Source organism: Aeromicrobium ginsengisoli, from assembly GCF_004134905.2.
Lineage (GTDB): Bacteria > Actinomycetota > Actinomycetes > Propionibacteriales > Nocardioidaceae > Aeromicrobium > Aeromicrobium ginsengisoli.
Map to the genome: position 1 here is coordinate 265,695 of NZ_SDPQ02000003.1, position 21,801 is coordinate 287,495.

Annotated in this window: 23 protein-coding genes; 6 read left to right on the forward strand and 17 right to left on the reverse strand. The window is 69.6% G+C overall.

The window, feature by feature from the left end:
- Positions 1 to 9: 9 nt before the first annotated feature.
- Together ESP70_RS14410 and ESP70_RS14415 are read right to left on the reverse strand one after the other, a co-directional pair.
- Complete coding sequence (locus ESP70_RS14410) at positions 10 to 705, reverse strand: hypothetical protein (protein ID WP_149690017.1); 696 nt, start codon at positions 703 to 705, stop codon at positions 10 to 12.
- Positions 706 to 771: 66 nt separating this feature from the next.
- Positions 772 to 1,320: an RNA polymerase sigma factor gene (locus ESP70_RS14415; protein ID WP_149690018.1), complete on the reverse strand. Its 549-nt coding sequence runs from the start codon at positions 1,318 to 1,320 to the stop codon at positions 772 to 774.
- A gap of 44 nt (positions 1,321 to 1,364) precedes the next feature.
- Between ESP70_RS14415 and ESP70_RS14420 the strand changes: the two genes are divergently transcribed.
- Positions 1,365 to 2,273, forward strand: coding sequence for a serine/threonine-protein kinase (locus ESP70_RS14420; RefSeq protein ID WP_223148742.1), 909 nt, complete (start codon positions 1,365 to 1,367; stop codon positions 2,271 to 2,273).
- A gap of 1 nt (position 2,274) precedes the next feature.
- Here the strand turns inward: ESP70_RS14420 and ESP70_RS14425 are convergent, their stop codons facing one another.
- From ESP70_RS14425 to ESP70_RS14450, 6 genes are all read right to left on the reverse strand, one after another.
- Positions 2,275 to 3,138 carry a phosphoribosylaminoimidazolesuccinocarboxamide synthase gene (locus ESP70_RS14425; RefSeq protein ID WP_149690019.1) on the reverse strand — a complete coding sequence of 288 codons (864 nt, stop codon included), beginning with the start codon at positions 3,136 to 3,138 and terminating at the stop codon, positions 2,275 to 2,277.
- A gap of 65 nt (positions 3,139 to 3,203) precedes the next feature.
- Positions 3,204 to 3,980: a membrane protein insertase YidC gene (gene yidC, locus ESP70_RS14430; RefSeq protein ID WP_149690020.1), complete on the reverse strand. Its 777-nt coding sequence runs from the start codon at positions 3,978 to 3,980 to the stop codon at positions 3,204 to 3,206.
- 18 nt (positions 3,981 to 3,998) lie between these two features.
- A complete protein-coding gene (gene purB, locus ESP70_RS14435; protein WP_149690021.1) occupies positions 3,999 to 5,420 on the reverse strand; it encodes an adenylosuccinate lyase in 1,422 nt (473 codons plus the stop codon).
- Entirely contained in the window at positions 5,417 to 6,673 is a 1,257-nt protein-coding gene (gene purD / locus ESP70_RS14440; protein WP_149690022.1) for a phosphoribosylamine--glycine ligase, read from the reverse strand. The genes purB and purD overlap by 4 nt, the downstream gene beginning before the upstream one ends.
- Before the next feature lie 26 nt (positions 6,674 to 6,699).
- Positions 6,700 to 7,983 (reverse strand): adenylosuccinate synthase, encoded by a 1,284-nt coding sequence (locus tag ESP70_RS14445; RefSeq protein WP_149690023.1) that lies wholly within the window; start codon positions 7,981 to 7,983, stop codon positions 6,700 to 6,702.
- A 90-nt stretch (positions 7,984 to 8,073) separates the two neighbouring features.
- Complete coding sequence (locus ESP70_RS14450; RefSeq protein WP_149690024.1) at positions 8,074 to 8,607, reverse strand: CGNR zinc finger domain-containing protein; 534 nt, start codon at positions 8,605 to 8,607, stop codon at positions 8,074 to 8,076.
- A gap of 38 nt (positions 8,608 to 8,645) precedes the next feature.
- Here ESP70_RS14450 and ESP70_RS14455 point away from each other — a divergent pair, with 38 nt between their 5' ends.
- On the forward strand, positions 8,646 to 9,614 hold the full coding sequence (locus ESP70_RS14455) for an EamA family transporter (RefSeq protein WP_149690025.1): 969 nt from the start codon (positions 8,646 to 8,648) through the stop codon (positions 9,612 to 9,614).
- Positions 9,615 to 9,626: 12 nt separating this feature from the next.
- Positions 9,627 to 10,514 carry a diacylglycerol/lipid kinase family protein gene (locus ESP70_RS14460; RefSeq protein WP_149690026.1) on the forward strand — a complete coding sequence of 296 codons (888 nt, stop codon included), beginning with the start codon at positions 9,627 to 9,629 and terminating at the stop codon, positions 10,512 to 10,514.
- A 28-nt stretch (positions 10,515 to 10,542) separates the two neighbouring features.
- Here the strand turns inward: ESP70_RS14460 and ESP70_RS14465 are convergent, their stop codons facing one another.
- Together ESP70_RS14465 and ESP70_RS14470 are read right to left on the reverse strand one after the other, a co-directional pair.
- A complete protein-coding gene (locus tag ESP70_RS14465) occupies positions 10,543 to 10,956 on the reverse strand; it encodes a DUF3151 domain-containing protein (protein WP_149690027.1) in 414 nt (137 codons plus the stop codon).
- Between the two features lie 22 nt (positions 10,957 to 10,978).
- Complete coding sequence (locus tag ESP70_RS14470; RefSeq protein ID WP_223148743.1) at positions 10,979 to 12,475, reverse strand: MFS transporter; 1,497 nt, start codon at positions 12,473 to 12,475, stop codon at positions 10,979 to 10,981.
- 85 nt (positions 12,476 to 12,560) lie between these two features.
- Between ESP70_RS14470 and ESP70_RS14475 the strand changes: the two genes are divergently transcribed.
- Positions 12,561 to 12,980: a MarR family winged helix-turn-helix transcriptional regulator gene (locus tag ESP70_RS14475; RefSeq protein ID WP_223148744.1), complete on the forward strand. Its 420-nt coding sequence runs from the start codon at positions 12,561 to 12,563 to the stop codon at positions 12,978 to 12,980.
- A 7-nt stretch (positions 12,981 to 12,987) separates the two neighbouring features.
- On the opposite strand, the gene fbaA is transcribed toward ESP70_RS14475, so the two are convergent.
- The 7 genes from fbaA to ESP70_RS14510 all read right to left on the reverse strand — a co-directional run bounded on the left by fbaA (position 12,988) and on the right by ESP70_RS14510 (position 19,834).
- Positions 12,988 to 14,022, reverse strand: coding sequence for a class II fructose-bisphosphate aldolase (gene fbaA / locus ESP70_RS14480; RefSeq protein WP_281287348.1), 1,035 nt, complete (start codon positions 14,020 to 14,022; stop codon positions 12,988 to 12,990).
- Positions 14,023 to 14,086: 64 nt separating this feature from the next.
- A complete protein-coding gene (locus tag ESP70_RS14485) occupies positions 14,087 to 15,448 on the reverse strand; it encodes an FAD-dependent oxidoreductase (RefSeq protein WP_149690030.1) in 1,362 nt (453 codons plus the stop codon).
- Positions 15,449 to 15,457: 9 nt separating this feature from the next.
- The gene (locus tag ESP70_RS14490) at positions 15,458 to 16,336 is read right to left on the reverse strand and encodes a bifunctional helix-turn-helix transcriptional regulator/GNAT family N-acetyltransferase (RefSeq protein WP_149690031.1); all 879 of its coding nucleotides are present in this window, start codon (positions 16,334 to 16,336) and stop codon (positions 15,458 to 15,460) included.
- 32 nt (positions 16,337 to 16,368) lie between these two features.
- Positions 16,369 to 16,989, reverse strand: coding sequence for a TrmH family RNA methyltransferase (locus ESP70_RS14495; RefSeq protein ID WP_149690032.1), 621 nt, complete (start codon positions 16,987 to 16,989; stop codon positions 16,369 to 16,371).
- A complete protein-coding gene (gene pyrE, locus ESP70_RS14500) occupies positions 16,986 to 17,639 on the reverse strand; it encodes an orotate phosphoribosyltransferase (RefSeq protein ID WP_149690033.1) in 654 nt (217 codons plus the stop codon). The genes ESP70_RS14495 and pyrE overlap by 4 nt, the downstream gene beginning before the upstream one ends.
- 21 nt (positions 17,640 to 17,660) lie before the next feature.
- Positions 17,661 to 18,335, reverse strand: coding sequence for a sortase domain-containing protein (locus ESP70_RS14505; protein ID WP_149690034.1), 675 nt, complete (start codon positions 18,333 to 18,335; stop codon positions 17,661 to 17,663).
- A 335-nt stretch (positions 18,336 to 18,670) separates the two neighbouring features.
- Complete coding sequence (locus tag ESP70_RS14510) at positions 18,671 to 19,834, reverse strand: MFS transporter (protein ID WP_188110649.1); 1,164 nt, start codon at positions 19,832 to 19,834, stop codon at positions 18,671 to 18,673.
- A 110-nt stretch (positions 19,835 to 19,944) separates the two neighbouring features.
- On the opposite strand from ESP70_RS14510, the gene ESP70_RS14515 reads away from it, so the two are divergent.
- Complete coding sequence (locus ESP70_RS14515) at positions 19,945 to 20,676, forward strand: DUF4328 domain-containing protein (RefSeq protein WP_149690036.1); 732 nt, start codon at positions 19,945 to 19,947, stop codon at positions 20,674 to 20,676.
- Positions 20,677 to 20,743: 67 nt separating this feature from the next.
- Positions 20,744 to 21,772, forward strand: a complete 1,029-nt coding sequence (locus ESP70_RS14520) for a LacI family DNA-binding transcriptional regulator (RefSeq protein WP_223148745.1) — start codon at positions 20,744 to 20,746, stop codon at positions 21,770 to 21,772.
- Positions 21,773 to 21,801 lie beyond the last annotated feature (29 nt).

Consider the following 21,801-nt stretch of genomic DNA (forward strand, 5'->3'; position numbering starts at 1 on the left):
CGGCGGCTCTCAGCAGCCGCTGCGCGTCAGGCCGGGCCGCTCGCCGCTCGTGACCTCGACGAACGTCACGGTGTCGGTCGGCGCCACGGCATCGGGCGTCGCGTTGAACAAGAACCCGATCCAGCCGGCACCCTCGCTGACGAACAGGCCGGTCTGGTCGAACCCTGCCGCCTCGGGCGCGACCTGACCGAGAACCCCTTGGACACTCTCGTAGGTGCTGCCGACACCGAGCCCTGAGCGCGTACGCGGGCCGGCGCCGCGAATGCCGATCGCCGACACCGAGCCGTCGTCGTTGGTGTGTACGTCGAGCTGGTCGCTGTAGCCGGCCTTCCACGCCAGGTCGTCCGTGCGGTTGCAGGCAGGGACCGACACGTCCGCGTCGAAGTAGCCCGTCGCGTAGGCGTCCTGCTTGCTCATCCCGACGCGCACCGGCCCGACGGCACCGGGGATGATCCTCAATGCGCCGACAGGGGCGAGCGGCAGCTTCGGCGGCTCCGACGTCTTGGTGCGGCCACCCGTGCCCGGCGGCGGGTTCGCCGTCTTGGTCGATTTCGGCTTGTCGGTCTTCTTGGTCGTCGCGGTCGCCGACGGCGTGGTCCGCGGATCCGCCTTGGGGTCCGGCTTGAGCTGGTGCGCCACGACACCCGTGCCCACGCCCCCGACCATGCTGATCGCCAGGATGCCGGCTGCGATCTGTTGCTTCATGCGTGCCTCCGCGCTGCTGGTGTCCCGGACGGGACACACCTCGGAGACAGAGATGCCGGGGAGCCGTCAGAAGTTGCCTTCATGGACTCCCAGCCTCTCCCGCACAAAACCGCGCGCGGTGTGGATGCGGGCCTTGACCGTGCCGAGCGGCGTCTGGGTGAGCACGGCGATCTCGTCGTACGGCAGCCCGCCGACATCGCGCAGGACGAACGCTTCGGCCGTGGCCGGGTGCGCCTGCTCGAGCGCCTCGATCGCGTCGAGCAGGTCGATCCGGCTGCCGGCGATGACGCTCGTGGTGCGCGGGTCGGGGCTGACCGGGAGCTCGTCGACCGAGCGCTCGGCGAACCGGCCCTTCAGCGTGCGATAGGTCTGGCGCGCCGAGTTCGACGCGATGACCGTGACCCAGCCCATGAACGAGCCCGTGCCGGCGTAGTCGCGCAGGTGCGTGGCGATCGACAGCAATGCGTCTTGGGCGGCCTCTTCGGCGTCGAGAGTGTGCGGCAGCAAGCGGGCGCAGCGACTCACGACGCGAGGGCGGATCGCAGCGAGGAGCTCCTCCATCGCTGACGCGTCACCGGCACGTGCCCGGGCGATCAGCTCCTCGTCGACGTCCATGCCCCCAGACGATACTGAACGGGTTGTCGCGCATACTGTGCGTGATGAAACAGATCGGTCGCTACCGCCTCGACGAGGTTGAGGGTTTCGGCGCGTTCGCCACGGTCTGGCGGGGATTCGACGTCGAGCTCGAGACTCCCGTCGCGGTCAAGGTGCTCGCCGAGAACTGGGCCCACCATGCCGACGTCCGCGAACGGTTCCTCGCCGAGGCTCGCCTGCTCCGGCAGATCCACGACCCGCGCGTCGTCCGCGTGCACGACATCGGGACGCACGAGGACCGACCGTTCTTCGTCATGGACTACGTGTCGGGTGGCACCGTCGCCGACCGGGTGGAGCCGCCCGGTTCGACCGAGGACGCCCTGCGGCTCGCGATCGAGTGTGCGCGCGCCGTCCAAGTGCTGCACGACGAGGGGATGCTGCACCGCGACGTCAAGCCGAGCAACCTCCTCATAGCCGAGGACGGCCGGGTGCTGGTCGCTGATCTCGGCAGCGCCAAGCGCCTCGCGGAGGCCAGCGGCGTCACGGTGACCACCGGCACGCCGGCCTACATGGCGCCCGAGCAGGCCCGCGGCGCACCGGTGGGCCCGCGGTCGGACGTCTACTCGCTGGGCGCCGTCACGTACGAGCTGCTGTCGGGTCGGCCGCCCTACGACGTGTCCGATCCCGGCACCCTGCTGCACCGGTCCAACGACAGCCGGCCGACCCCACTCGCCAGCTCGGGCAAGGTGCCGCGCAACCTCGATCACCTGCTGGCATCGTCGCTCGCGACCCGACCGGACGACCGGCCCGAGTCGGCCGCTGCGTTCGCGGATGCGCTCGAGCAGATCGCCGGCGGCACCAAGGTGCGTCACGTGCGACGCGTACGTCGCGAAGTGTCGCCGGGTCTCGCCATCACCCTGGCCATCCTGGTGTTCGCGGCGTCGGCCGCGGCCACGTGGTACCTGATCGGCTGAGTCAGAACGTCTCGCCGGTCAGCTGCTCGTAGGCCTGGACGTAGCGCTCACGGGTCTTCTCGACGATCTCGGCCGGCAGTGCGGGGGGCTGCCGGTTGCTCGCGCGGTCCCAGCCGCTCTCCGGCGACGTCATCCAGTCGCGGACGAACTGCTTGTCGTACGACGGCTGCGGCCGGCCCGGCTGCCACGAGTCGGCGGGCCAGAAGCGGGAGGAGTCGGGGGTCAGCACCTCGTCGGCGAGGACGACCGTGCCGTCGGGGCGCGCGCCGAACTCGAGCTTGGTGTCGGCCAGGATGATGCCGCGCTCGCGAGCGATCTGCTCGGCCCGGGCGTAGACGGCAAGCGTCAGCTCGCGCAGTGCCTCGGCGCTCTCGCTGCCGATCGTCTCGGTGATCTGCTCGAACGACACGTTCTCGTCGTGCTCGCCGAGCTCGGCCTTGGTCGCCGGCGTGAAGATCGGCTCGGGCAGCCGCGAGGCGTCGACGAGCCCGGGCGGCAGCGGCACGCCGCACGTCTGGCCGGTCGCGTTGTAGTCGCTGAGGCCGGAGCCGGTGAGGTAGCCGCGGGCCACGCACTCGACGGGGAACATCTCGAGCTTCTCGACGATCAGGGCGCGGCCACGTACGCGCTCAGGCACCACGGTCGACACGACGTGGTTGGGCACGATGTCGCTGAGCTGGTCGAACCACCACAGCGACATCCGGGTGAGGATCTCGCCCTTGTCGGGGATGCCCGGGGTCAGCAGGAAGTCGTAGGCCGAGATGCGGTCGGACGCGACCATCAGCAGATGGCCGTCCTGCACCTCGTAGAGGTCACGCACCTTGCCTGAGTGCAGGTGGCGGGCTCCGGGGATGTCGAGTGGCACAAGGTCAGACTAGTGGCGCACTGACGGGGTCGCGCCGACCCGTCGCATGATGGGCAGACGACCGGCTACGGCGTCGGGCCGGGGTCGTCGCGCAGGAGCCGCTGTTGCCCCACGGTCCACAGCTTCGACGTCGCCCAGAAGATCAGGACGCCGACCGACAGCACGAGGCTGACCGCGGCCATGCCGACGAGCAGCACCCAGAGCGTGACCTGCCGTTTCTGCTCGACCAGACCCGTCGGCGTCACAGGTGTCGGCAGCTGGACAGCCTCCTGCCGCTGGGCGATGACGTGGGTGACGCACATGACGGCGATCAGCACCGCGGCCACGACCGTCGTCCCGTCTTCCGCGCTGCCGATCAATGAGTCCGCGATCCTCCCTCCGGCGACCTTGGCCCGCGACAGGGACGACGCGTCGCCGTCGGTCAGGAAGCCTCGCCGGAAGGACTCACCCGCCGCCGCATGCTTGTCCACCGCGTCGATCATCCGGGCCAGCACGACCAGGACCAGGCCCAGCAAGGCCAACGGCAGCAGCGAGAGCACCGGCCTGAACCCCACTGCCTTGACGAGCTTCATCTGCTCCTGCGCGAGCAGCTCTCGGTCGTGCCCGTACGTCTGCTCCAACGCCTTGATCTGCGGCTCGAGCTTCCGCAGCTCCCGACGCATGCGGAGCTGTGAGACGTACAACGGCATGAGCAGCACGCGGACCGTGACGGCCGTGCCAACGATGGCCAGGGCCCAGGCCCAGCCGGGATCGAGCGCACCGAAGATCTCGTGCCAGGCCAGCAATGGGGCGGAGACGACGTAGTCGAACGGCGTCAGGACGGCACCCAGGAAGTCGGACATGGCGCCCCTCCGCGAGAACTACAGGATCGAACCTGGAGTGTAGGCCGCGGCTTCGGGGTTTGCGGCCAGAATCTGCTCGATGCGGCTGACGACCGCCTGCACCTGGCTCACCGCGGCACCCGTGAAATCGATCGGCGAGGCGACGAGGCTGGCGAGGTCGGCCTCGGACAGCCCGAGCCGCTCGTCAGCGGCGAGGCGGGCGAACAGGTCGTTCTCGGCGGCACCCTTCTCGCGCATCTCGAGGGCGACCGCGACGGCGTGCTGCTTGACCGCGTCGTACGCCGTCTCGCGACCGTGGCCGCTGCGGACCGACGCCATGAGCACCTTGGTCGTGGAGAGGAACGGGAGGTAGCGGTCGAGCTCGCGCTGGATGACGGCCGGGAAGACGCCGAACTCGTCGAGCACCGTCAGGAACGTCTCGAACAGTCCGTCAGCGGCATAGAACGCGTCGGGCAGCGCGACCCGGCGGACGACCGAGCACGACACGTCGCCCTCGTTCCACTGGTCGCCGGCGAGCTCGCCGACCATCGAGGCGTAGCCGCGCAGGACGACCGCCAGGCCGTTGACCCGCTCGCACGAGCGGGTGTTCATCTTGTGCGGCATCGCGCTCGAGCCGACCTGGCCGGGGCGGAAGCCCTCGGTGACCGTCTCGTTGCCGGCCATCAGGCGGATCGTGGTGGCGAGGTTGGAGGGGGCAGCGACGAGCTGGACGAGTGCCGTGACGACGTCGTAGTCGAGCGAGCGCGGGTAGACCTGGCCGACGCTCGTCAGCACCTTGTCGAAGCCGAGGTGGCGGGCGACGCGCACCTCGAGCTCGGCGAGCTTGGCCTCGTCGCCGCCGAGCAGGTCGAGCTGGTCCTGGCTCGTGCCGACCGGCCCCTTGATCCCGCGCAGCGGGTAGCGGGCGATGAGGTCGTCGAGCCGGTCGATCGCGACCAGGAGCTCGTCTGCGACCGTGGCGAACCGCTTGCCGAGCGTCGTGGCCTGGGCTGCGACGTTGTGACTGCGACCGGCCATCACCAGCTCGGCGTGCTCGGTCGCGAGCCGGCCGAGGCGGCCGAGCGTGGCGACCGTACGGTCGCGCATCAGCTCGAGCGACGCCTTGATCTGCAGCTGCTCGACGTTCTCGGTCAGGTCGCGCGACGTCATGCCCTTGTGGATGTGCTCGGTGCCCGCCAGCGCCGCGAACTCCTCGATGCGAGCCTTGACGTCGTGACGGGTGACCTTCTCGCGCGCGGCGATCGAGGCGAGGTCAACGCGGTCGATGACCGACTCGTACGACTCGATGACGCCGTCGGGCGTCTCGACCCCGAGGTCCTTCTGGGCCTTGAGCACCGCGATCCAGAGCCGGCGTTCGAGCACGATCTTGTGCTCCGGCGACCAGATGCGCGCCACCTCGGGCGAGGCGTAGCGGCTGGCCAGGACGTTCGGTGTGCTCACAGCTCTATTGTCCCTTGCTCCGCCGCGAGGGCGATGTCGGTCCGGTGGTGGGCGCCGCGGATGCTGATGAGATCGACGCCCTCGTACGCCTTGCGGCGGGCCTCGGCGAGATCGGCGCCGACAGCGGTGACGGACAGGACGCGCCCGCCCGCCGTCACGATCGTGCCGTCGCGAAGCGCCGTGCCCGCGTGGATGACGTCGACGCCGTCGAGCTCGGCGACGCGGTCGAGCCCTTCGATCGGGTCGCCCGTGTTGGGCGACTCGGGGTAGCCCTCGGAGGCTACGACGACCGTCACGGACGAGTCGCTCGACCATTGCGGCAGGCCGACCTCGGCGAGACCACCGGTCGCCGCGCCGTGCAGCAGCGCCGACAGTGGAGTGCGGAGCAGCGCGAGGATCGACTGGGTCTCGGGATCGCCGAACCGGGCGTTGAACTCGATGACCCGCACGCCGCGGCTGGTCAGCGCGAGGCCGGCGTAGAGCAGGCCTTGGAACGGGGTGCCACGACGGGCCATCTCCTGCACCGTCGGCACGAGGACCCGCCGCGACACCTCCGCGACCAGGTCGTCGGGCGCCCACGGCAGCGGCGTGTAGGCGCCCATGCCGCCGGTGTTGGGTCCCTCGTCGCCGTCCAGTGCCCGCTTGAAGTCCTGCGCCGGCTGCAACGGCAGCACGGTCTCGCCATCGGTGATGGCGAACAGCGACACCTCGGGGCCGTCGAGAAACTCCTCGATGACGACCCGGTCGCACGCGGCGGCGTGGTCGATCGCGGCCTGTCGGTCGGTCGTCACCACGACGCCCTTGCCGGCTGCGAGCGCGTCGTCCTTGACGACGTACGGCGGACCGAACGAGTCGAGCGCCGCCTCGACCTGCTCGGCGGTCTCGCACACGTGCGCCAGCGCCGTCGGCACCTCGGCGGCGGCCATGACCTGCTTGGCGAACGCCTTGGAGCCCTCGAGCTGTGCCGCGGCCTTCGACGGACCGAAGCAGGCGATGCCCACCCCGCGTACGGCGTCGGCGACACCAGCTACCAGGGGCGCCTCGGGGCCGATCACGACGAGGTCAGCGCCGAGCTCGGTCGCGAGCGCAGCGACCTCCGCGCCACTCATCGGGTCGACGTCGTGCAGGGTCGCGACGGCGGCGATGCCGGGGTTGCCCGGGGCGGCGTGCACCTCGGTGACCTGCGGGTCGCGGGACAGCGCGAGGGCCAGGGCGTGCTCGCGGCCGCCGGTGCCGATGACAAGCGTCTTCACGGGTGATGCCTCACTGTTCGGGCTGCTCAGAGCAGGTCGTGCCGGACGATGGTCTGCTCGCGATCCGGGCCGACACCGATCGTCGAGATCCGGGCGCCGGAGATCTTCTCGAGCTCCAGCACGTACGCCTGGGCGGCCTGCGGCAGGTCCTCGAACGTCCGCGCACCGGAGATGTCCTCGTGCCAGCCCTCGAAGTACTCGTAGACCGGCTTGGCGTGGTGGAACCCGGTCTGCGTCATCGGCATCTCGTCGACCCGCTCACCGTCGACGTCGTACGCGACGCACACCGGGATGCGGTCCCAGCCGGTCAGCACGTCGAGCTTGGTGAGCACGAAGTCGGTGACACCGTTGATGCGGGCGGCGTAGCGCGCGATCGGTGCGTCGTACCAGCCACACCGGCGCGGCCGGCCGGTGGTCGTGCCGAACTCGGCACCGTTCTTGCGCAGCTGCTCGCCGTCGTCGTCGAACAGCTCGGTGGGGAACGGACCCTCGCCGACGCGCGTGGCGTACGCCTTGACGATGCCGATCACGCGGGTGATCTCGGTCGGCGCGATGCCCGAGCCCGTGCAGGCGCCGCCAGTCGTCGCCGAGGACGAGGTCACGAACGGATAAGTGCCGTGATCGACGTCGAGCAGCGTGGCCTGGCCGGCCTCGAGCAGCACGGTCTTGTCGGCGGCGAGCGCCTCGTGCAGCAGCAGCGGGGTGTCGGCCATCATCGGGCGGAGCCGGTCGACGTACGTCAGCAGCTCCTCGACGATCTCGTCGACCTCGACGGCGCGACGGTTGTAGATCTTGGTGAGGATCTGGTTCTTGAGCTCGAGGGCACCCTCGACCTTCTGGCGCAGGATCTTCTCGTCGAACAGGTCCTGGACGCGGATGCCGAGGCGGTTCATCTTGTCGGCATACGTCGGGCCGATGCCGCGACCCGTCGTGCCGATCTTGCGGCTGCCGAGGAAGCGCTCGGCGACCTTGTCCATCGTGCGGTTGTAGTCCGCGATGACGTGGGCGTTGGAGCTGATGACGAGCTTCGAGGTGTCGATGCCGCGCTCGTTGAGCCCGTCGATCTCCTCGAACAGCACCTTGAGGTCGACCACGACGCCGTTGCCGATGACCGGGACGCAGCCGGGGCTGAGGATGCCACTGGGCAGCAGGTGCAGGGCGTACTTCTGGTCACCGATCACGACCGTGTGGCCGGCGTTGTTGCCACCGTTGAACTTCACGACATAGTCGACGCGACTGCCGAGGATGTCCGTGGCCTTGCCTTTGCCTTCGTCGCCCCACTGGGCACCGACGATCACGACTGCGGGCATGGGAATGCACCCCTCACACATGCGACAAGCCCCGTTCTCGCGGGGCTCTTACCGAGGCAGTCTAGCCGAAATCAGCGGTGCGGGCGCGGCTCAGTTGGCCTGGCGGGCGCGGTAGGCCGCGACGGCCGCGCGGTTGCCGCACGTCGTGCTGCAGAACCGGCGCGACCTGTTGCGTGAGAGGTCGAGCACGAGCGCTTCGCAGTCGCCGTCGGCGCAGATGTCGAGACGTGACAGCTCGTCCGCGCGGATCACATCGACCATCGCCATCGCGGTCTCGACCAGGATGCGCACGTGCAGCGGCCGGTCGTCCTCGACAAGATGCAGGTGCCAGTCGGTGTCGCCATGGCGTACGAGGCGCGGCAGCGCCTTCGCCTCGGCGAGGATCTCGTTGACCTGGTCCACGGTCTCATCGCGCGTACTCGTGAGCAGCTCTCGGAGTCGAGGGAGGATCCCGTGCACGGCGTCGAGCTCGGCCTGGCCGCCGTCGAGCTTGCCGGTGTAGTTGTGCTGCGCGAAGAACGCGGCCAGCTCCTCGGTCGTGGTCATCGTGACGGGCGGCTCGGCCGAGTTGACGAGGGCCACCGCAGCGACGAGCGCCGCCTCCGTGTCATAGGCAAAGACCATGTTAACACCTTACATCGTTGATCGTAGTGTCATGTGTCATGACCGCTTTGGCTGATGACACCGCCCGGACGCCGCTCTCCCGTCGTACGTCCGGGATCGGCCTCGCCGTCCTGGCTGCAGCCTTCTTCGCGCTGTCCGGTCCGTTGGCCAAGGCCATGATCGACTCGGGCTGGACCGCCGGCTCGGCCGTCACGGTCCGCATCCTCATCGCCGGCGGCGTGCTGGTCGTCCCGGCCGTCATCGTGCTGCGTGGCCGCTGGTCCCTCGTACGCCGCAACGCCGGGCTGATCGTCGCGTACGGCCTGATCGCCGTCGCGGGCTGCCAGCTGGCCTACTTCAACGCGGTCGACCACATGCAGGTCGGCGTCGCGATCCTCATCGAGTTCACCGCCCCGGTCGCGGTGATCGGCTGGATGTGGTTCCGCCACGGGCAGCGGCCGAGCCGCCTGACGATCACCGGGGCCGTGCTCGCGATCGGCGGGCTCATGCTGGTGCTCGACCTGGTCTCCGGCGCCGACATCGACCCGATCGGCATGCTCTGGGCGCTCGGCGCGATGGCCGGCGCGGCGTTCTACTGGGTCATCTCCGCCGACGAGGACAACGGACTGCCGGGCATCGTGCTCGCTGCCGGAGGCTTGCTGTTCGGCGGAGTGGCGCTCCTGCTGGCTGGGCTCGTCGGCATCGTGCCGCTCGCCACCTCGCGGGCGGACGTCACGCTCGCGGGCTCGGAGTGGCCGTGGTGGCTCCCGGTGGCGACGCTCGGCATCGTCACGGCCGGCCTCGCGTACGTGCTGGGCATCGCCGCGACCCGGCGGCTCGGCTCACGGCTGGCGTCGTTCGTCGGGCTCACCGAGGCCGTCGCCAGCGTGCTGTTCGCCTGGCTGCTGCTGGACGAGGCGCCCCGGGCGATCCAGTTCGCCGGCGGCCTGTTGATCCTGCTCGGCGTCATCGCCGTACGCCTGGGCGAGCCAGCGACTGAGCATGCCCCGGAGGCCACCGCACCCTAGGCTTGCGGTCTCATGACCTCACTCCTCGCGATCGCCAACGCCGATGCCGGCACCGCCGACGCGCAGACGATCACGGATGTCATCGATGCGCTGCACGGGCTCGACGTCGACCTGGTGACCACGTCGTCGCCCGAGGATCTCGCCAAAGCTTTCGCCGATCACCCGGCCGTCGACGGGGTGGTGGTGCTCGGCGGCGACGGCAGCCTGCACGCCGTCGTCGACGCCCTGCGATCGGCCGGCCGCCTCACCGACGTCGTCATCGGTCTCGTGCCGCTGGGCACCGGCAACGACTTCGCCGCGACGCTCGGCCTGCCGGACGACCCGGTCGAGGCCGCCCAGGTCATCGCCGCCGGGCGCACCCGCGGCATCGACCTGATCATCGACGACCGGGACGAGGTCGTGGTCAACGCCGCGCACATCGGCATCGGCGCCGAGGCGGCCAAGGCGGCTCGGCCGTGGAAGAAGGCCCTCGGACCCGTCGGCTACGTCGTCGGCGCGGTGCTCACCGGCGTACGCGGGCTGACCCAGCCTGGCGCCCACCTGCAGATCACGGTCGACGGCGAGACCCTGCCGCGCAAGGAACCGGTGATCCAGGTGGCCGTCGGCAACGGTGGCTACGTCGGCGGCGGCACGGCACTGCTGCCCGAGGCTGATCCCTCAGACGGCGAGCTCGACATCGCGGTGTCCTACACCGAGTCACCGAGGCGCCGCATCGCGTACGCCTGGCACGTCCGCCGCGGCGACCACCATCGGCGCGATGACGTCGTCTATCTCCGCGGGACCACGGTCTCGGTGCGCGGCGACGCGCTGGCCTGCACCAGCGACGGCGAGCTCAGCGGCCCGCGTGCTGAGCACTCCTGGCGCCTCGAGCCCGCCGCGCTGACGATGTACGTGCCTTAGTCCGTCTTGGGGCAACTCGTGCCGTCGCTCAGCCCTTCGGGCTGACGAGCTCCGCGTACGCCTCGGGGCTCGACTCGTGCAGGAACTCGCGGCAGCGGTGCGCCTCGCCGTCGTCGCCGAACCGCTCGGACGCGTCCGCGAGAGCCACGAGCGAGCGGAGGAACGCGCGGTTGGGCTCGTGGTTCCACGGCAGCGGGCCGTGGCCCTTCCAGCCGTTGCGACGCAGCAGGTCGAGCGAGCGGTGGTAACCCGTACGCGCGAACGCGTAGCCCTCGAGGTCGAGTCCGTCGGCCAGGGCCAGCTCCGCGAGCGTGACCCAGGCGAGCGCCGAGTCCGGGTGGGTGGCGGCCACATTCTTGGGGTCGTCACCCTCGGCCAGGGACGCTGCGCCCGGGTCTTCGGGCAGCAGGGTTGCGGGCGGTTCACCGAACAAGTTGGTCATGCCCGCACCCTACGGCCTCGGCTCAACAGGCCACGCAGTCCTCGAGCTCGCGGCTGACCGCGACCGGCGCGAGCTGCGGCGCCGGGCGGCGGAAACCGACCACGGCGAGGGTGCTGATCACACCGACCACGGTCAGCCCGACGATGACCTGGATCGCGGTTGTCATGCCCGGCAGCAGCGCGTCGGGCTTGGCGACGCCGTCACCGGCGCCGATCACGGCCGAGATCACCGCGAGCATCACGGCACCACCGATCTGCAGGCTGGTGTTGACCAACCCCGAGGCCAGCCCCTGCTCGTGATCGGCGACGCCGGCCGTGGCCTGCGAGTTGATCGACGGGAAGCACAGCGCGAAGCCGAGCCCCAGCAGCAGCATCGTCGGGAGCAGGAAGTTGACGTACGCCATGCCGGGCGACACCCGGAGGAACAGCGCGTACCCGAGGGCGAACGACGTCAGCCCGGCGGCGATCACCAGACGCGTGTCGAAGCGCTGCAGCACCGAGCCCATCTTGACGACGCTCGCGACGACCAGGATGCCGGCCGGCAGGAAGCCGAGGGCCATGGCCAGTGGCGACCAGCCGAGCGCGTTCTGCAGGTAGAGCGTCACGACGAACTGGAACGACACGTACGCGCCGAACATCACGGCACCGGCGAGGTTGGCGTGCACGACGCGAGCCGAGCGCAGGATCCCCAGGCGTACGAGCGGGTGGTCGTGCCGCAGCTCAACGGCGACGAACAGCGCGGCCAACGCGATGGCCGCAGCGAGCAGACCGAGCGTCGCGGCGCTCGTCCAGCCACGGGCCGGCGCCTCGACCACGGCGTACACGAGGATCAGCAGCGATGCCGTGCTGGTGAACGCGCCGACGAGGTCGAAGTGCTTGAGCGACGAGGCCTGACGCTCGGCGCGCGGGACGACCTTGAGGCCAGCGAACAACAGCAGCAGTGCCGCCGGACCAGGCAGCAGGAACGTCATGCGCCAGCCGAGCTCGGTGAGCAGTCCGCCGAAAACGAGACCCATCGAGAAGCCGCTGGCCCCGCAGACGGTGTAGATGCTCAAGGCACGGTTGCGGGCCGGGCCCTCGGCAAATGTCGTCGTGATGATCGACAGACCTGCCGGCACGGTGAACGCGGCGGCGACGCCCTTGACGAAGCGCAGGGCGATCAACGCCAGGTCGTTGCTGAGGAAGGCGCTGACGACCGAGGCGATGCCGAACGCGCCGACAGCGAAGAGGAACACCGAACGACGGCCGAGCAGGTCGGCCGAGCGGCCGCCGAGGAGGAGCAATCCGCCGTAGCCGAGAACGTACCCGGAGACGATCCACTGCAGCGCCGACGGCGACATGTGGAGGTCCTCGCCGATCGACGGGAGGGCGACGCCGACCATCGAGATGTCGAGGCCGTCGAGGAAGAGCGCACCGGCGAGGACGACGAGCAGCACCCAGGTGCGGCTCGACCACCCGGTGCCCTCGGTGACATGGAGGTTGGTGGAGTCAGGCTTGGTGCCTGTCAGGACTGAGGTCATGTCCACCAGTCTCATGCACGTGCATCTAATGCGCAAGCAACTAATGCAAGAACATCTTATGCACACGCGGTGATATGCTTCACACGTGTCCAAGGTGTCCGATGAGAAGCTCGCCCAGTCGTGGCACGAGCTGATGGGTCGCTACAACCAGCTGACCTGCCGACTCGACCGTGAGCTCGGCGCGCAGCACGAACTGACCTCGAGCGAGTTCGAGGTCCTGCAGCTGCTGCACAACGCCGCCGAGAAGGTGCGCATGGCGTTCCTCGCCGAGCAGGTGCATCTCAGCCAGAGCGCGTTGTCACGCCTCGTGAGCCGGCTGGAGAACGACGGGCTGGTGTGCCGCAACACGTGCACCGACGACCGTCGCGCCCAGTGGACCGAGATCACCCCGGCCGGCCGCAAGCGCTACGAAGCGGCCCGACCGACGCATCGCAAGATCCTCCGCGAGGAGGCCGGCGACTGCACGCAGCTCGCGGCCGGCGTGCTGCTGCCCGCCGACCGCTGAGCCTGCGTCAGAGCTTGGTGCCGGCGCTGCGGAGGTTGGCGCACGCCTCGGCGACGCGCGACGCCATGCCGGCCTCGGCAGCCTTGCCCCAGGCGCGCGGGTCGTACGCCTTCTTGTTGCCGACCTCGCCGTCGACCTTGAGGACGCCGTCGTAGTTGGTGAACATGTGCCCGGCGACGGGGCGCGTGAAGGCGTACTGCGTGTCGGTGTCGACGTTCATCTTGACGACGCCGTAGTCGACCGCCGCCGAGATCTCCTCGGGCAGCGAGCCGGAGCCACCGTGGAACACGAGGTCGAACGGGTGGTCCTTGCCGTACTTCTCACCGACGACCTGCTGCGCCGTCTCGAGCACCTCGGGACGCAGCTTGACGCCGCCGGGCTTGTAGACGCCGTGCACGTTGCCGAACGTCAGCGCGGTCAGATAGCGACCGTTCTCGCCGAGGCCCAGCGCCTCGGCCGTGGCCAGCGCGTCCTCGGGCGTGGAGTAGAGCTTGTCGTCGATCGCGCCGACGACACCGTCCTCCTCGCCACCGACGACACCGATCTCGACCTCGAGGATGATGCCGGCGGCGTGGCAGCGGGCCAGCAGCTCCTTGGCGATCTCGAGGTTCTCCTCGAGCGGCACCGCCGAGCCGTCCCACATGTGCGACTGGAAGTAGGGCAGGCCGCCGGACTTGACCCGCTCCTCGGACGCCGCGACGAGCGGGCGCACGAAGCCGTCGAGCTTGTCCTTGGGGCAGTGGTCCGTGTGCAGGGCGACGTTGACGGGGTAGTTCTTGGCGACCTCTGCGGCGTACGCGGCGAACGCCAGCGAACCGGTGACCATGTTCTTGACGGTCGGGCCGGACCAGTACTCCGCGCCGCCGGTCGACACCTGGACGATGCCGTCGCTCTCCGCCTCGGCGAAGCCTGCGAGTGCCGCGTTGAGCGTCTGCGAGGACGAGACGTTGATGGCCGGGAACGCGAAGGACTCGCGCTTGGCCTTGTCGAGCATCTCGGCGTAGACCTCGGGTGTGGCGACGGGCATGCGAATCTCCTGGATGGCTGGCGAGGGGTGCGGAGACCAGTATCCCAGTCCGTCCTACTACTGGCGAGTCACCCCAACGTCAGCCGAGAGCCTTGACGGCGGCCCGGGCGGCGACCTGGATCGGGCTCCACACCGAGGAGAACGGCGGGGCGTACGCCAGGTCGAGCATCACGATGTCGTCGACCGACATCCCCACGGCGAGCGCCGTCGCAGCGACGTCGATCCGCAGGGCCGAGTCCTCGCCGCCGACGATCTGCGCGCCGAGCAGGCGACGCGTCGAGCGGTCGGCGATCATCACGACCGTCATCGTCTCGGGGTCGGGCATGTAGCCGGCGAAGTTCGTCGTCTCGATGCTCACGGTCACGGGATCGAACCCGGCGTCGCGTGCCTGCCGTGCTCCCAGCCCCGTACGGGACACCTCGAGCGCGCAGAACTTCGTGATCGCCGTACGCACGACGCCAGGGAAGTCGATCCGGGGCTGCTGGCCCGTCACGTCGGCGAGGATGCTGTCGGCGGCGACCAGCCCCTGCTTGTTGGCGTGCGTGCCGAGCGGCACGTGGATCAGGTCGCCGGTCAACCGGTCCTGGGTGACGACGCAGTCACCCGCCGCCCAGATGTCGTCGAAGCCGGTCACCCTCTGGTGCTCGTCGACGACGATCCCGCCCTTGGCGCCGAGCGGCAGGCCGGCGGCCGCCGCCAGCGTCGACCGGGCCGTGACGCCGAGCCCGAGGACCACGAGGTCCGCCTCGATCGACTCGTCCTCGGTGTCCACCGCGCCGACGTGGCCGTCGTCGTCGAGCCCGAACCCGGTGACCGCCGTGTCGGCGAGCAGCCGGATGCCGTGCTTGCGCATGGCGGCGGCGACCTGCTCGCCGAGCTGCGGCTCGATGATCGACAACGGCGTGGGCGACCGGTCGACGACGGTCGTGTCGAACCCGCGAGCCACGCAGGCCTCAGCGATCTCGAGGCCGACGTAGCCGGAGCCGACGACCACGACCTTGTCCGGCCGCTTCGCCAAACCGTCGATCAGCGCCTGCCCGTCGTCGAGGGTCTGGACGCCGTAGATGCCCGACCCGTCGATGCCGGGGAGGTCAGGACGTACGGGCTCAGCACCTGTGGCGATGACGAGCCGGTCGTACGCCAGGTCGTCCGCGTCGCGGATCGACACCGTGCGAGCCACCGGGTCGATCGCGGTCGCCTCGGCACCCATCCGTACGTCGATCCCGTTGTCGAGGTGCGCCTGCACGCTGCGCGCGACGAGCGCCTCGGGCGATCCGACCTCACCGGAGATCCAGTAGGGGATGCCGCACGCCGAGTACGACGTCCAGCTCCCACGCTCCAGGACGACGACCTCGTGGTCCTGGGGCAGCGTGCGGCGCAGCGCCGACGCGACGGTCATGCCGGCCGCGTCTCCCCCGATGACCACCACGCGTTGACTCATGCCGCGAGCCTAGAACCTCTTCTCGAACCAGTGGTCCGGGTAGGGGTTGTCGTTGTAGCGCGGGATCTCGACGTAGCCGGCCGCGCGGTACATCGCCAGCGCCTCGGCCAGCGAGCTGTTGGTGTCGAGCCGGACGACGCGATGGCCGAGAGCGAGGGACTCCTCCTCGAGCCGGCGCAGGAGCCGGCCCGCGAGGCCGAGGCCGCGCCAGTCGTGGTGCACCCACATGCGCTTGATCTCGCCGACGTCGTCCGACAGTGACTGCAGGCCGCCGCAGCCGACCACGACTCCCCCACTGACCGCCACGAGGAACCGACCGGTCGCACCGCCGAGGGTCTGCTCATCGGCAGCGCCGGCCGCCACGTCGAAGCCCCCCTCGAACGTCTCGTCCAGCTCCTGGAAGTACGCGGCGACAGCGGTCCGCGCGTGCTCCGAACCCGGATCGACGAGGTCGAGGGAGACGGTGGCGGCGCGGATCAGGCGATCGGCCTGGTCCAGGCTCTCGGCGAGGCGTACGCGCTGACGGTCCGACAGCGCATCGACGAGGCCGTGTGCGAGGGAGTCGGACCGGTCGTCGAGGTCCTGCTGCGCCGCGACGCCGCGCTTGGTCAGGGTCGCGATCCGTCGACGGGCATCGGCCGGGTCGGGGGTGACCGCGATGAGCCCTTCGGACTCGAGCTGCCGCAACAGTCGGCTCAGGTAGCCGGAGTCGAGGTCCATCCGCTCCCGCAGCTCACGCACGCTGCTGCCACCACCCCGGAGCTCGAACAGGAGCCGGGACGGCCCCAGCGGACGGCCGGAGCCGAGGAAGGACTCGTCGAGCACCCCCACGCGCTGCGACCACGAACGGTTGAACCGGCGGAGTGTTGCCACAGGATCGTCGACCATTGTCTGACCTTAGTCAGAGGTTATTGGGGCGGTCAAGACTCGAGGTCGGCGTGCTGGCGGATCCACGTGTGCATCGCGATCGCGGCGGCCGCGCCGGCGTTGATCGACCGGGTCGAGCCGAACTGTGCGATCGAGAGCGTACGTTCGCAGGCCGCCCGCGCCTCGTCGGAGAGCCCGGGCCCCTCCTGACCGAACACCAGGACGCAGTCCCTCGGCAGCTCGGCGGTCTCGATCGGCACCGAGTCGTGCACGTTGTCGATCCCGATCACGACGAGTCCGGCAGCGGCCGCCCATGCGGCGAGCTCGGCGACCGAGGCGTGATGACGTACGTGCTGGTAGCGGTCGGTGACCATCGCGCCGCGACGGTTCCAGCGCTTCTTGCCGACGATGTGGACCTCGGCGGCCGCGAACGCGTTGGCGGTGCGCACGATCGAGCCGATGTTGAAGTCGTGCTGCCAGTTCTCGATCGCGACGTGGAACGGATGGCGGTGCAGGTCGAGGTCGGCGACGATCGCGTCGAGCGTCCAGTAGCGGTAGCGGTCGACGACGTTGCGCCGATCGCCCTCGCGCAGCAGCTCCTCGTCGTAGTGGTCACCGACGGGCCACTCGCCCTCCCACGGGCCGACCCCCACGTCGGCCTCCGGCTCGGTCACGAGGGCGACGCGATCCCGAACTCGTCACGATAGGCGCGGATCGCCGGCAGGTGCTCCGCGTGCCGGCCGGACTCCTCGACGTACGTGACGATCTGGCCGAAGTCGATGATCGAGACGACCGGGACGCCGAAGTCACGCTCGACCTCCTGGATCGCCGACAGCTCGCCGGTGCCGCGCTCCTGGCGGTCGACCGCGACCATGACGCCGGCCACTTGGGCACCCTCCGCGTCGACGATGTCCATGACCTCGCGGATCGCGGTGCCAGCCGTGATGACGTCGTCGACGATCAGCGCCCGGCCCTGCAGCGGCGAGCCCACGATCAGGCCGCCCTCGCCGTGATCCTTCGGCTCCTTGCGGTTGAAGCACCACGGCACGTCGCGGCCGAGCTGCTCGAAGAGCTGGACCGCGGTGGCCGAGGCTATCGGGATGCCCTTGTAGGCCGGGCCGAGCAGCACGTCGAAATCGATGTCGCTGCGATCGATCGCCGCGGCATAGAACCGACCCAGCGCGGCGAGCCGGGCGCCGGTGTTGAACAGCCCGGCGTTGAAGAAGTACGGCGACGTGCGCCCCGACTTCAGCGTGAACTCACCGAACCGGAGCACCTCGTGCTCGAGGGAGAACTCGATGAACTCACGCTGGTAGTCATGCATGGCAGCAAGCCTAGGGCGCGGTCAGTTGGTCGCGGTCGTCCGCTGCTTCTTGTCGTACGTCTTCACGAGCTCGCCGATCACGACGCTGCGGTTGTTGGTGTGGAACAGCTCGGAGCACGTGAGCATCGTGATGAGCCGTTCGGTCGGCTTCCTGTTGCGGGCGGCCGGGTCCGGGACGCGCCAGAGCGGCCACGGTGTCGTGAACGACACCGTGATCGAGGTGCCGGAGTTGCGCAGCCGGTAGGTGTAGATGTTGCGCCGCGTCTCGACGACGACGAGGTCGCCCTTCTTGAGCTTGGGGAACTTGCTGAACGGCTCGCCGTGCGTGACCCGGTGGCCCGCAATGGCGAAGTTGCCGATCTCACCCGGCTTCGCGCTCTTGGTGTCCCAGCCGACGCCGCGCGCGAGGGCACCCTTGTCGAAGCCCTTGACGATCGGCACCTCGTAGTCCTTGCCGAACCGCTTGACCCGCAGCATCGCGATGGCATCGCCCTCGACACCCTTGTCCCACTGGCGCAGGGTCTCCGCCTTGATCTGGGCCTGCTTGTGCTTGGCGACGACATTGGTGCCGATGTACTGCCAGGCGAAGTAGCCCATGACCGCGAGACCGCCGAGCAACAGGAGCACGCCGATCGCGGTCGCGATGCGGCGACGCGGCCGGCCCGGCGGGCGCGCCGGTGCGATCGTGGCAGTCATGCAGGAGATTGTGTCATCCCACCGGTATGCCGATTGCGCTACTGCGGAAAACTCAGCAAACCGTCAGCCGAAGACCTGGCCGGGATCCGGCACCGTGATTGCAGGGCGACGGGCTGGATCCGGGGCCGACTCACCAAGACACCGAGACACGGCGCCGGAAAGAATTGTTGATTATTCGACCAAAACCTCCACACGCTTGTCTTGCTGGCGTAACATTATGACTGCAGGGTCAATGCGCGTTCATGCTGTTGGCGCCTGTTGTCGCCCCACCGTTTCACCCCCCGAGAACGGTGGGGCGACTTATGTCTTCAGTCAGTTGCCCGGCGCGGTTCGCGTCACACCGCATCCAACGTCGCCGCATCCGCCGTGCGGAACGACCGGGCGAACAGCAGCACCAACGGGATCAGCACGAGCGGGATGACGAAGGCCCAGCGCAAGTGGTCCGCGGAGGCGGCCGCCCCAATCAGTCCGCCACCGAGGATCGCGCCGAGGTAGTTCGCGATGTTCATCCGCGCGATCGCCACGTCGAGCGACTTCGCCGGCACCGCGCCGGCCAGCGCCGCGAACGACAGCGGCGCCAGGATCGCCAGCCCGAGCCCCGTCACGAAGAACCCGGCGATCGCCATCGCGGGCACGGCCGCCGTCACCACGACCGCGAGTCCCACGACGCCGACGGTCGTACCCGTCACGACGACCTTGGTGGCACCGACCCTGCGGACCAGGAAGTCACCGCCGAACCGCGAGATCAGCGCACCGGCTTCGTACGCTCCGTAGGCCAGCGGCGCCACGCTCTTGGTCGAGTCGAGTGCGTCCTCGAGGTAGACGCTGCTCCACGTGAGGATCCCGGTGTCGGCGGCGTAGAACAGCAAGATGACAAGGCCGAACACCAGGATCGGGCGCCACGGCAGGTCGAGACCCTTCGCCGACAGGCCGGGGTCGTGCTCCTGGGCCTCGATGAAGTGGGGCGCCGCGACGGCAACCGTGATCCACGTGACGACCGCGATGATGACGAGCGAGACCGCCAGCGGCAGGTCGACCTCAGCAGCTCCGGCGGCGAACAGTGCACCCGCGATGCCGGCGATCGACCACATGCCGTGGAAGTTCGCCATGATGCTGCGCCCGTACGCCTGCTGCACGCGGACGCCCTGCATGTTCATGCCGGCGTCGACCGCCCCGACGCCGAGGCCGTAGACGACGAACGCGGCGATGACCAACGGCAGCGTCGGCGCGATCCCGACGAGCAGGGCACCGAGGCCGATCGTCAGGAGCGCGAGCCGGTAGGCGGCGGCGCTGGTCCGGCGCTCCGCGACCAGCCCGGCGATGACGCTGCCGACGCCGGACACCACGGCGACGAGCACGAGGATGCCGGTGAGGCCGCCGTCGCCGATGTCGAACTTGTCCTTGATCCGCGGCGCCTGAGTGACGATCGCCGCGAACACGAGCCCCTGCAGAGAGAAGCCCGCAGCCACCGCGATGCGCGTACGACTGAGGCTCGTCACGTCGACATCGTAGGGCCGCACGGGGGTCGCCGACGCAGATCGGCAAACCGCCACGACAGGCCTTGCGCCGGTGCTATGTTGCGCCGACCGCTCGACCATCTGGGGGAACCATGTCCTACCCGCCGTACCCCGGCGATCCGCAAGCGGCTGAGGGCTTCCCGCGATACGGTCCGACCGCCGCCCAGGGTGAGCGCCCGCCACTTCCGCCGGGGTACTACTACCCTCCGCAGCCGGAACCCGCGCACGGCCTGATGATCGCGGCGATCGTCATGGCCTCACTCGTCACTGCCGTCCAGGTCATCGAGGCCGGACTGGCGTGGCCGGCTCAGCACACCTACCTCGAGGCTGCGGACAACGGGACCAGGGCGTACGACGTATGGACCCCGTACGACCTGGCAGCACTCCCCCAGTTCCCGCTGCTCATCGCGGCATACGTCGTCACGTGCCTGTGGCTCTACAAGGTCCGGACGAACTACGAGGCGTTCTTCCCAGGGGCCCACCTGGCCCGCAGCAAGGGCTGGGTCTGGGGCAGCTGGGTCTGCCCCGTGGTGAATCTCTGGTTCCCCTTCCAGATCGTCCGCGACATATCTCGTGACCCGCGGCAGTTCAGCGGCAGCGCTGTGCTCGGCTGGTGGTGGGCCCTGTGGCTGATCACCCGCATCACCGACCAGATCGGCCCTGCCCTCGTCACCGGCTCAGAGATCGACACGGGTGCTGTCTCGGCGCTGGGGATCATGGAGACGATCGACGCGTCGATCCTCGTCGGTGCCTTCGTGCTCTGGTTGGCAGCGGTTCGACGCATCGGCCGGCTGCAGGACCAGCTCATGGGCTTCGCCCGCTGACGACGGAAACACGCGGTTGTTCGCAACATCGGAAATGCCTGCACTGTCCACCGACTAGCATCTGCGCATGACCCCGACGTCCCCTGACGGCCCAAGGGTTCCGCGCATGGCGGACGTCGCGCAGCGCGCTGGGGTCTCGCACCAGACCGTCTCCAGGGTCATCAACGGCATGCCCGGCGTACGCCCGGAGACCCGCGACCGGGTGCTCAAGGCGGCCGAGGAGCTCCGCTACCGCCGCAACCTGGCCGCCCGGCTGCTGGCCTCCAGCCGGTCGCGCACCGTCGGCGTCGTGACCTGGGGCACCGAGCAGTTCGGCCCGGCCAACGTCCTGCTGGCGCTCGAGGCCGCGGCGCGCGAGTCCGAGTACCGGCTTGCGACGGTCAACGTCGAGTCGATGTCGCGCGAGGCGTTCCGCGCAGCCGTGACCGACCTGCAGGAGCGGATCGTCGAGGCGATGGTCGTCATCGTGCCCCACGAGACGATCCTGCGAGAGGCGCACTCCCTCGACCTCGACATCCCCACGGTCGTCGTCGAGGGCGACATGTCGCGCACGCCGTTGACCGCCGGCTTCGACAACTTCGAAGGTGGCCGGCTCGCGACACGGCACCTGCTCGACCTCGGGCACGAGACGGTGATCCACCTGTCGGGCCCCAACGGCTGGGCCGAGGCGCACGCCCGCCGCGACGGTTGGCGCGCCGAGCTGGAGAGCCAGAAGCGCCGCATCCCGCCGCTGCGCTGGGGCGGCGACTGGAGCGCCGCGAGCGGCTACCGCACCGGCCTGTCCCTGGCCCGCGAACGCGATGTCACGGCGATCTTCGTCGGTAACGACCAGATGGCGCTGGGCCTGCTGCGAGCGCTCCGCGAGACCGGCCGCCGGGTGCCCGAAGACGTCAGCGTCGTCGGCTTCGACGACCTGCCCGAGGCGGGCTACTTCCTGCCTCCTTTGACCACGATGCGCCAGGACTTTCCCGCGCTCGGGCAGCGGGTCATGGAGGTCCTCTCCCGCGTCCTCGACGGCGAGGACGAGCCCACGGTCGACCTCGTCCCGACGACCCTCGTGGTCCGCAGCTCGACCGCACCGCCCGCTGCGCGCTGACCCCGCGTCGGCACAGGATGTCACTCAGC

Excerpts from the sequence above, each read along its gene's own strand:
- ESP70_RS14485 (WP_149690030.1), bottom strand. The coding sequence starts at position 15,448 with ATGAGTCAACGCGTGGTGGTCATCGGGGGAGACGCGGCCGGCATGACC.
- pyrE (WP_149690033.1), bottom strand. The coding sequence starts at position 17,639 with ATGCATGACTACCAGCGTGAGTTCATCGAGTTCTCCCTCGAGCACGAG.
- ESP70_RS14445 (WP_149690023.1), bottom strand. The coding sequence starts at position 7,983 with ATGCCCGCAGTCGTGATCGTCGGTGCCCAGTGGGGCGACGAAGGCAAA.
- ESP70_RS14515 (WP_149690036.1), top strand. The coding sequence starts at position 19,945 with ATGTCCTACCCGCCGTACCCCGGCGATCCGCAAGCGGCTGAGGGCTTC.
- ESP70_RS14410 (WP_149690017.1), bottom strand. The coding sequence starts at position 705 with ATGAAGCAACAGATCGCAGCCGGCATCCTGGCGATCAGCATGGTCGGG.
- ESP70_RS14450 (WP_149690024.1), bottom strand. The coding sequence starts at position 8,607 with ATGGTCTTTGCCTATGACACGGAGGCGGCGCTCGTCGCTGCGGTGGCC.
- ESP70_RS14415 (WP_149690018.1), bottom strand. The coding sequence starts at position 1,320 with ATGGACGTCGACGAGGAGCTGATCGCCCGGGCACGTGCCGGTGACGCG.
- ESP70_RS14470 (WP_223148743.1), bottom strand. The coding sequence starts at position 12,475 with ATGACCTCAGTCCTGACAGGCACCAAGCCTGACTCCACCAACCTCCAT.
- ESP70_RS14520 (WP_223148745.1), top strand. The coding sequence starts at position 20,744 with ATGACCCCGACGTCCCCTGACGGCCCAAGGGTTCCGCGCATGGCGGAC.
- ESP70_RS14420 (WP_223148742.1), top strand. The coding sequence starts at position 1,365 with ATGAAACAGATCGGTCGCTACCGCCTCGACGAGGTTGAGGGTTTCGGC.
- ESP70_RS14505 (WP_149690034.1), bottom strand. The coding sequence starts at position 18,335 with ATGACTGCCACGATCGCACCGGCGCGCCCGCCGGGCCGGCCGCGTCGC.
- yidC (WP_149690020.1), bottom strand. The coding sequence starts at position 3,980 with ATGTCCGACTTCCTGGGTGCCGTCCTGACGCCGTTCGACTACGTCGTC.
- ESP70_RS14455 (WP_149690025.1), top strand. The coding sequence starts at position 8,646 with ATGACCGCTTTGGCTGATGACACCGCCCGGACGCCGCTCTCCCGTCGT.
- ESP70_RS14460 (WP_149690026.1), top strand. The coding sequence starts at position 9,627 with ATGACCTCACTCCTCGCGATCGCCAACGCCGATGCCGGCACCGCCGAC.
- ESP70_RS14465 (WP_149690027.1), bottom strand. The coding sequence starts at position 10,956 with ATGACCAACTTGTTCGGTGAACCGCCCGCAACCCTGCTGCCCGAAGAC.
- ESP70_RS14490 (WP_149690031.1), bottom strand. The coding sequence starts at position 16,336 with ATGGTCGACGATCCTGTGGCAACACTCCGCCGGTTCAACCGTTCGTGG.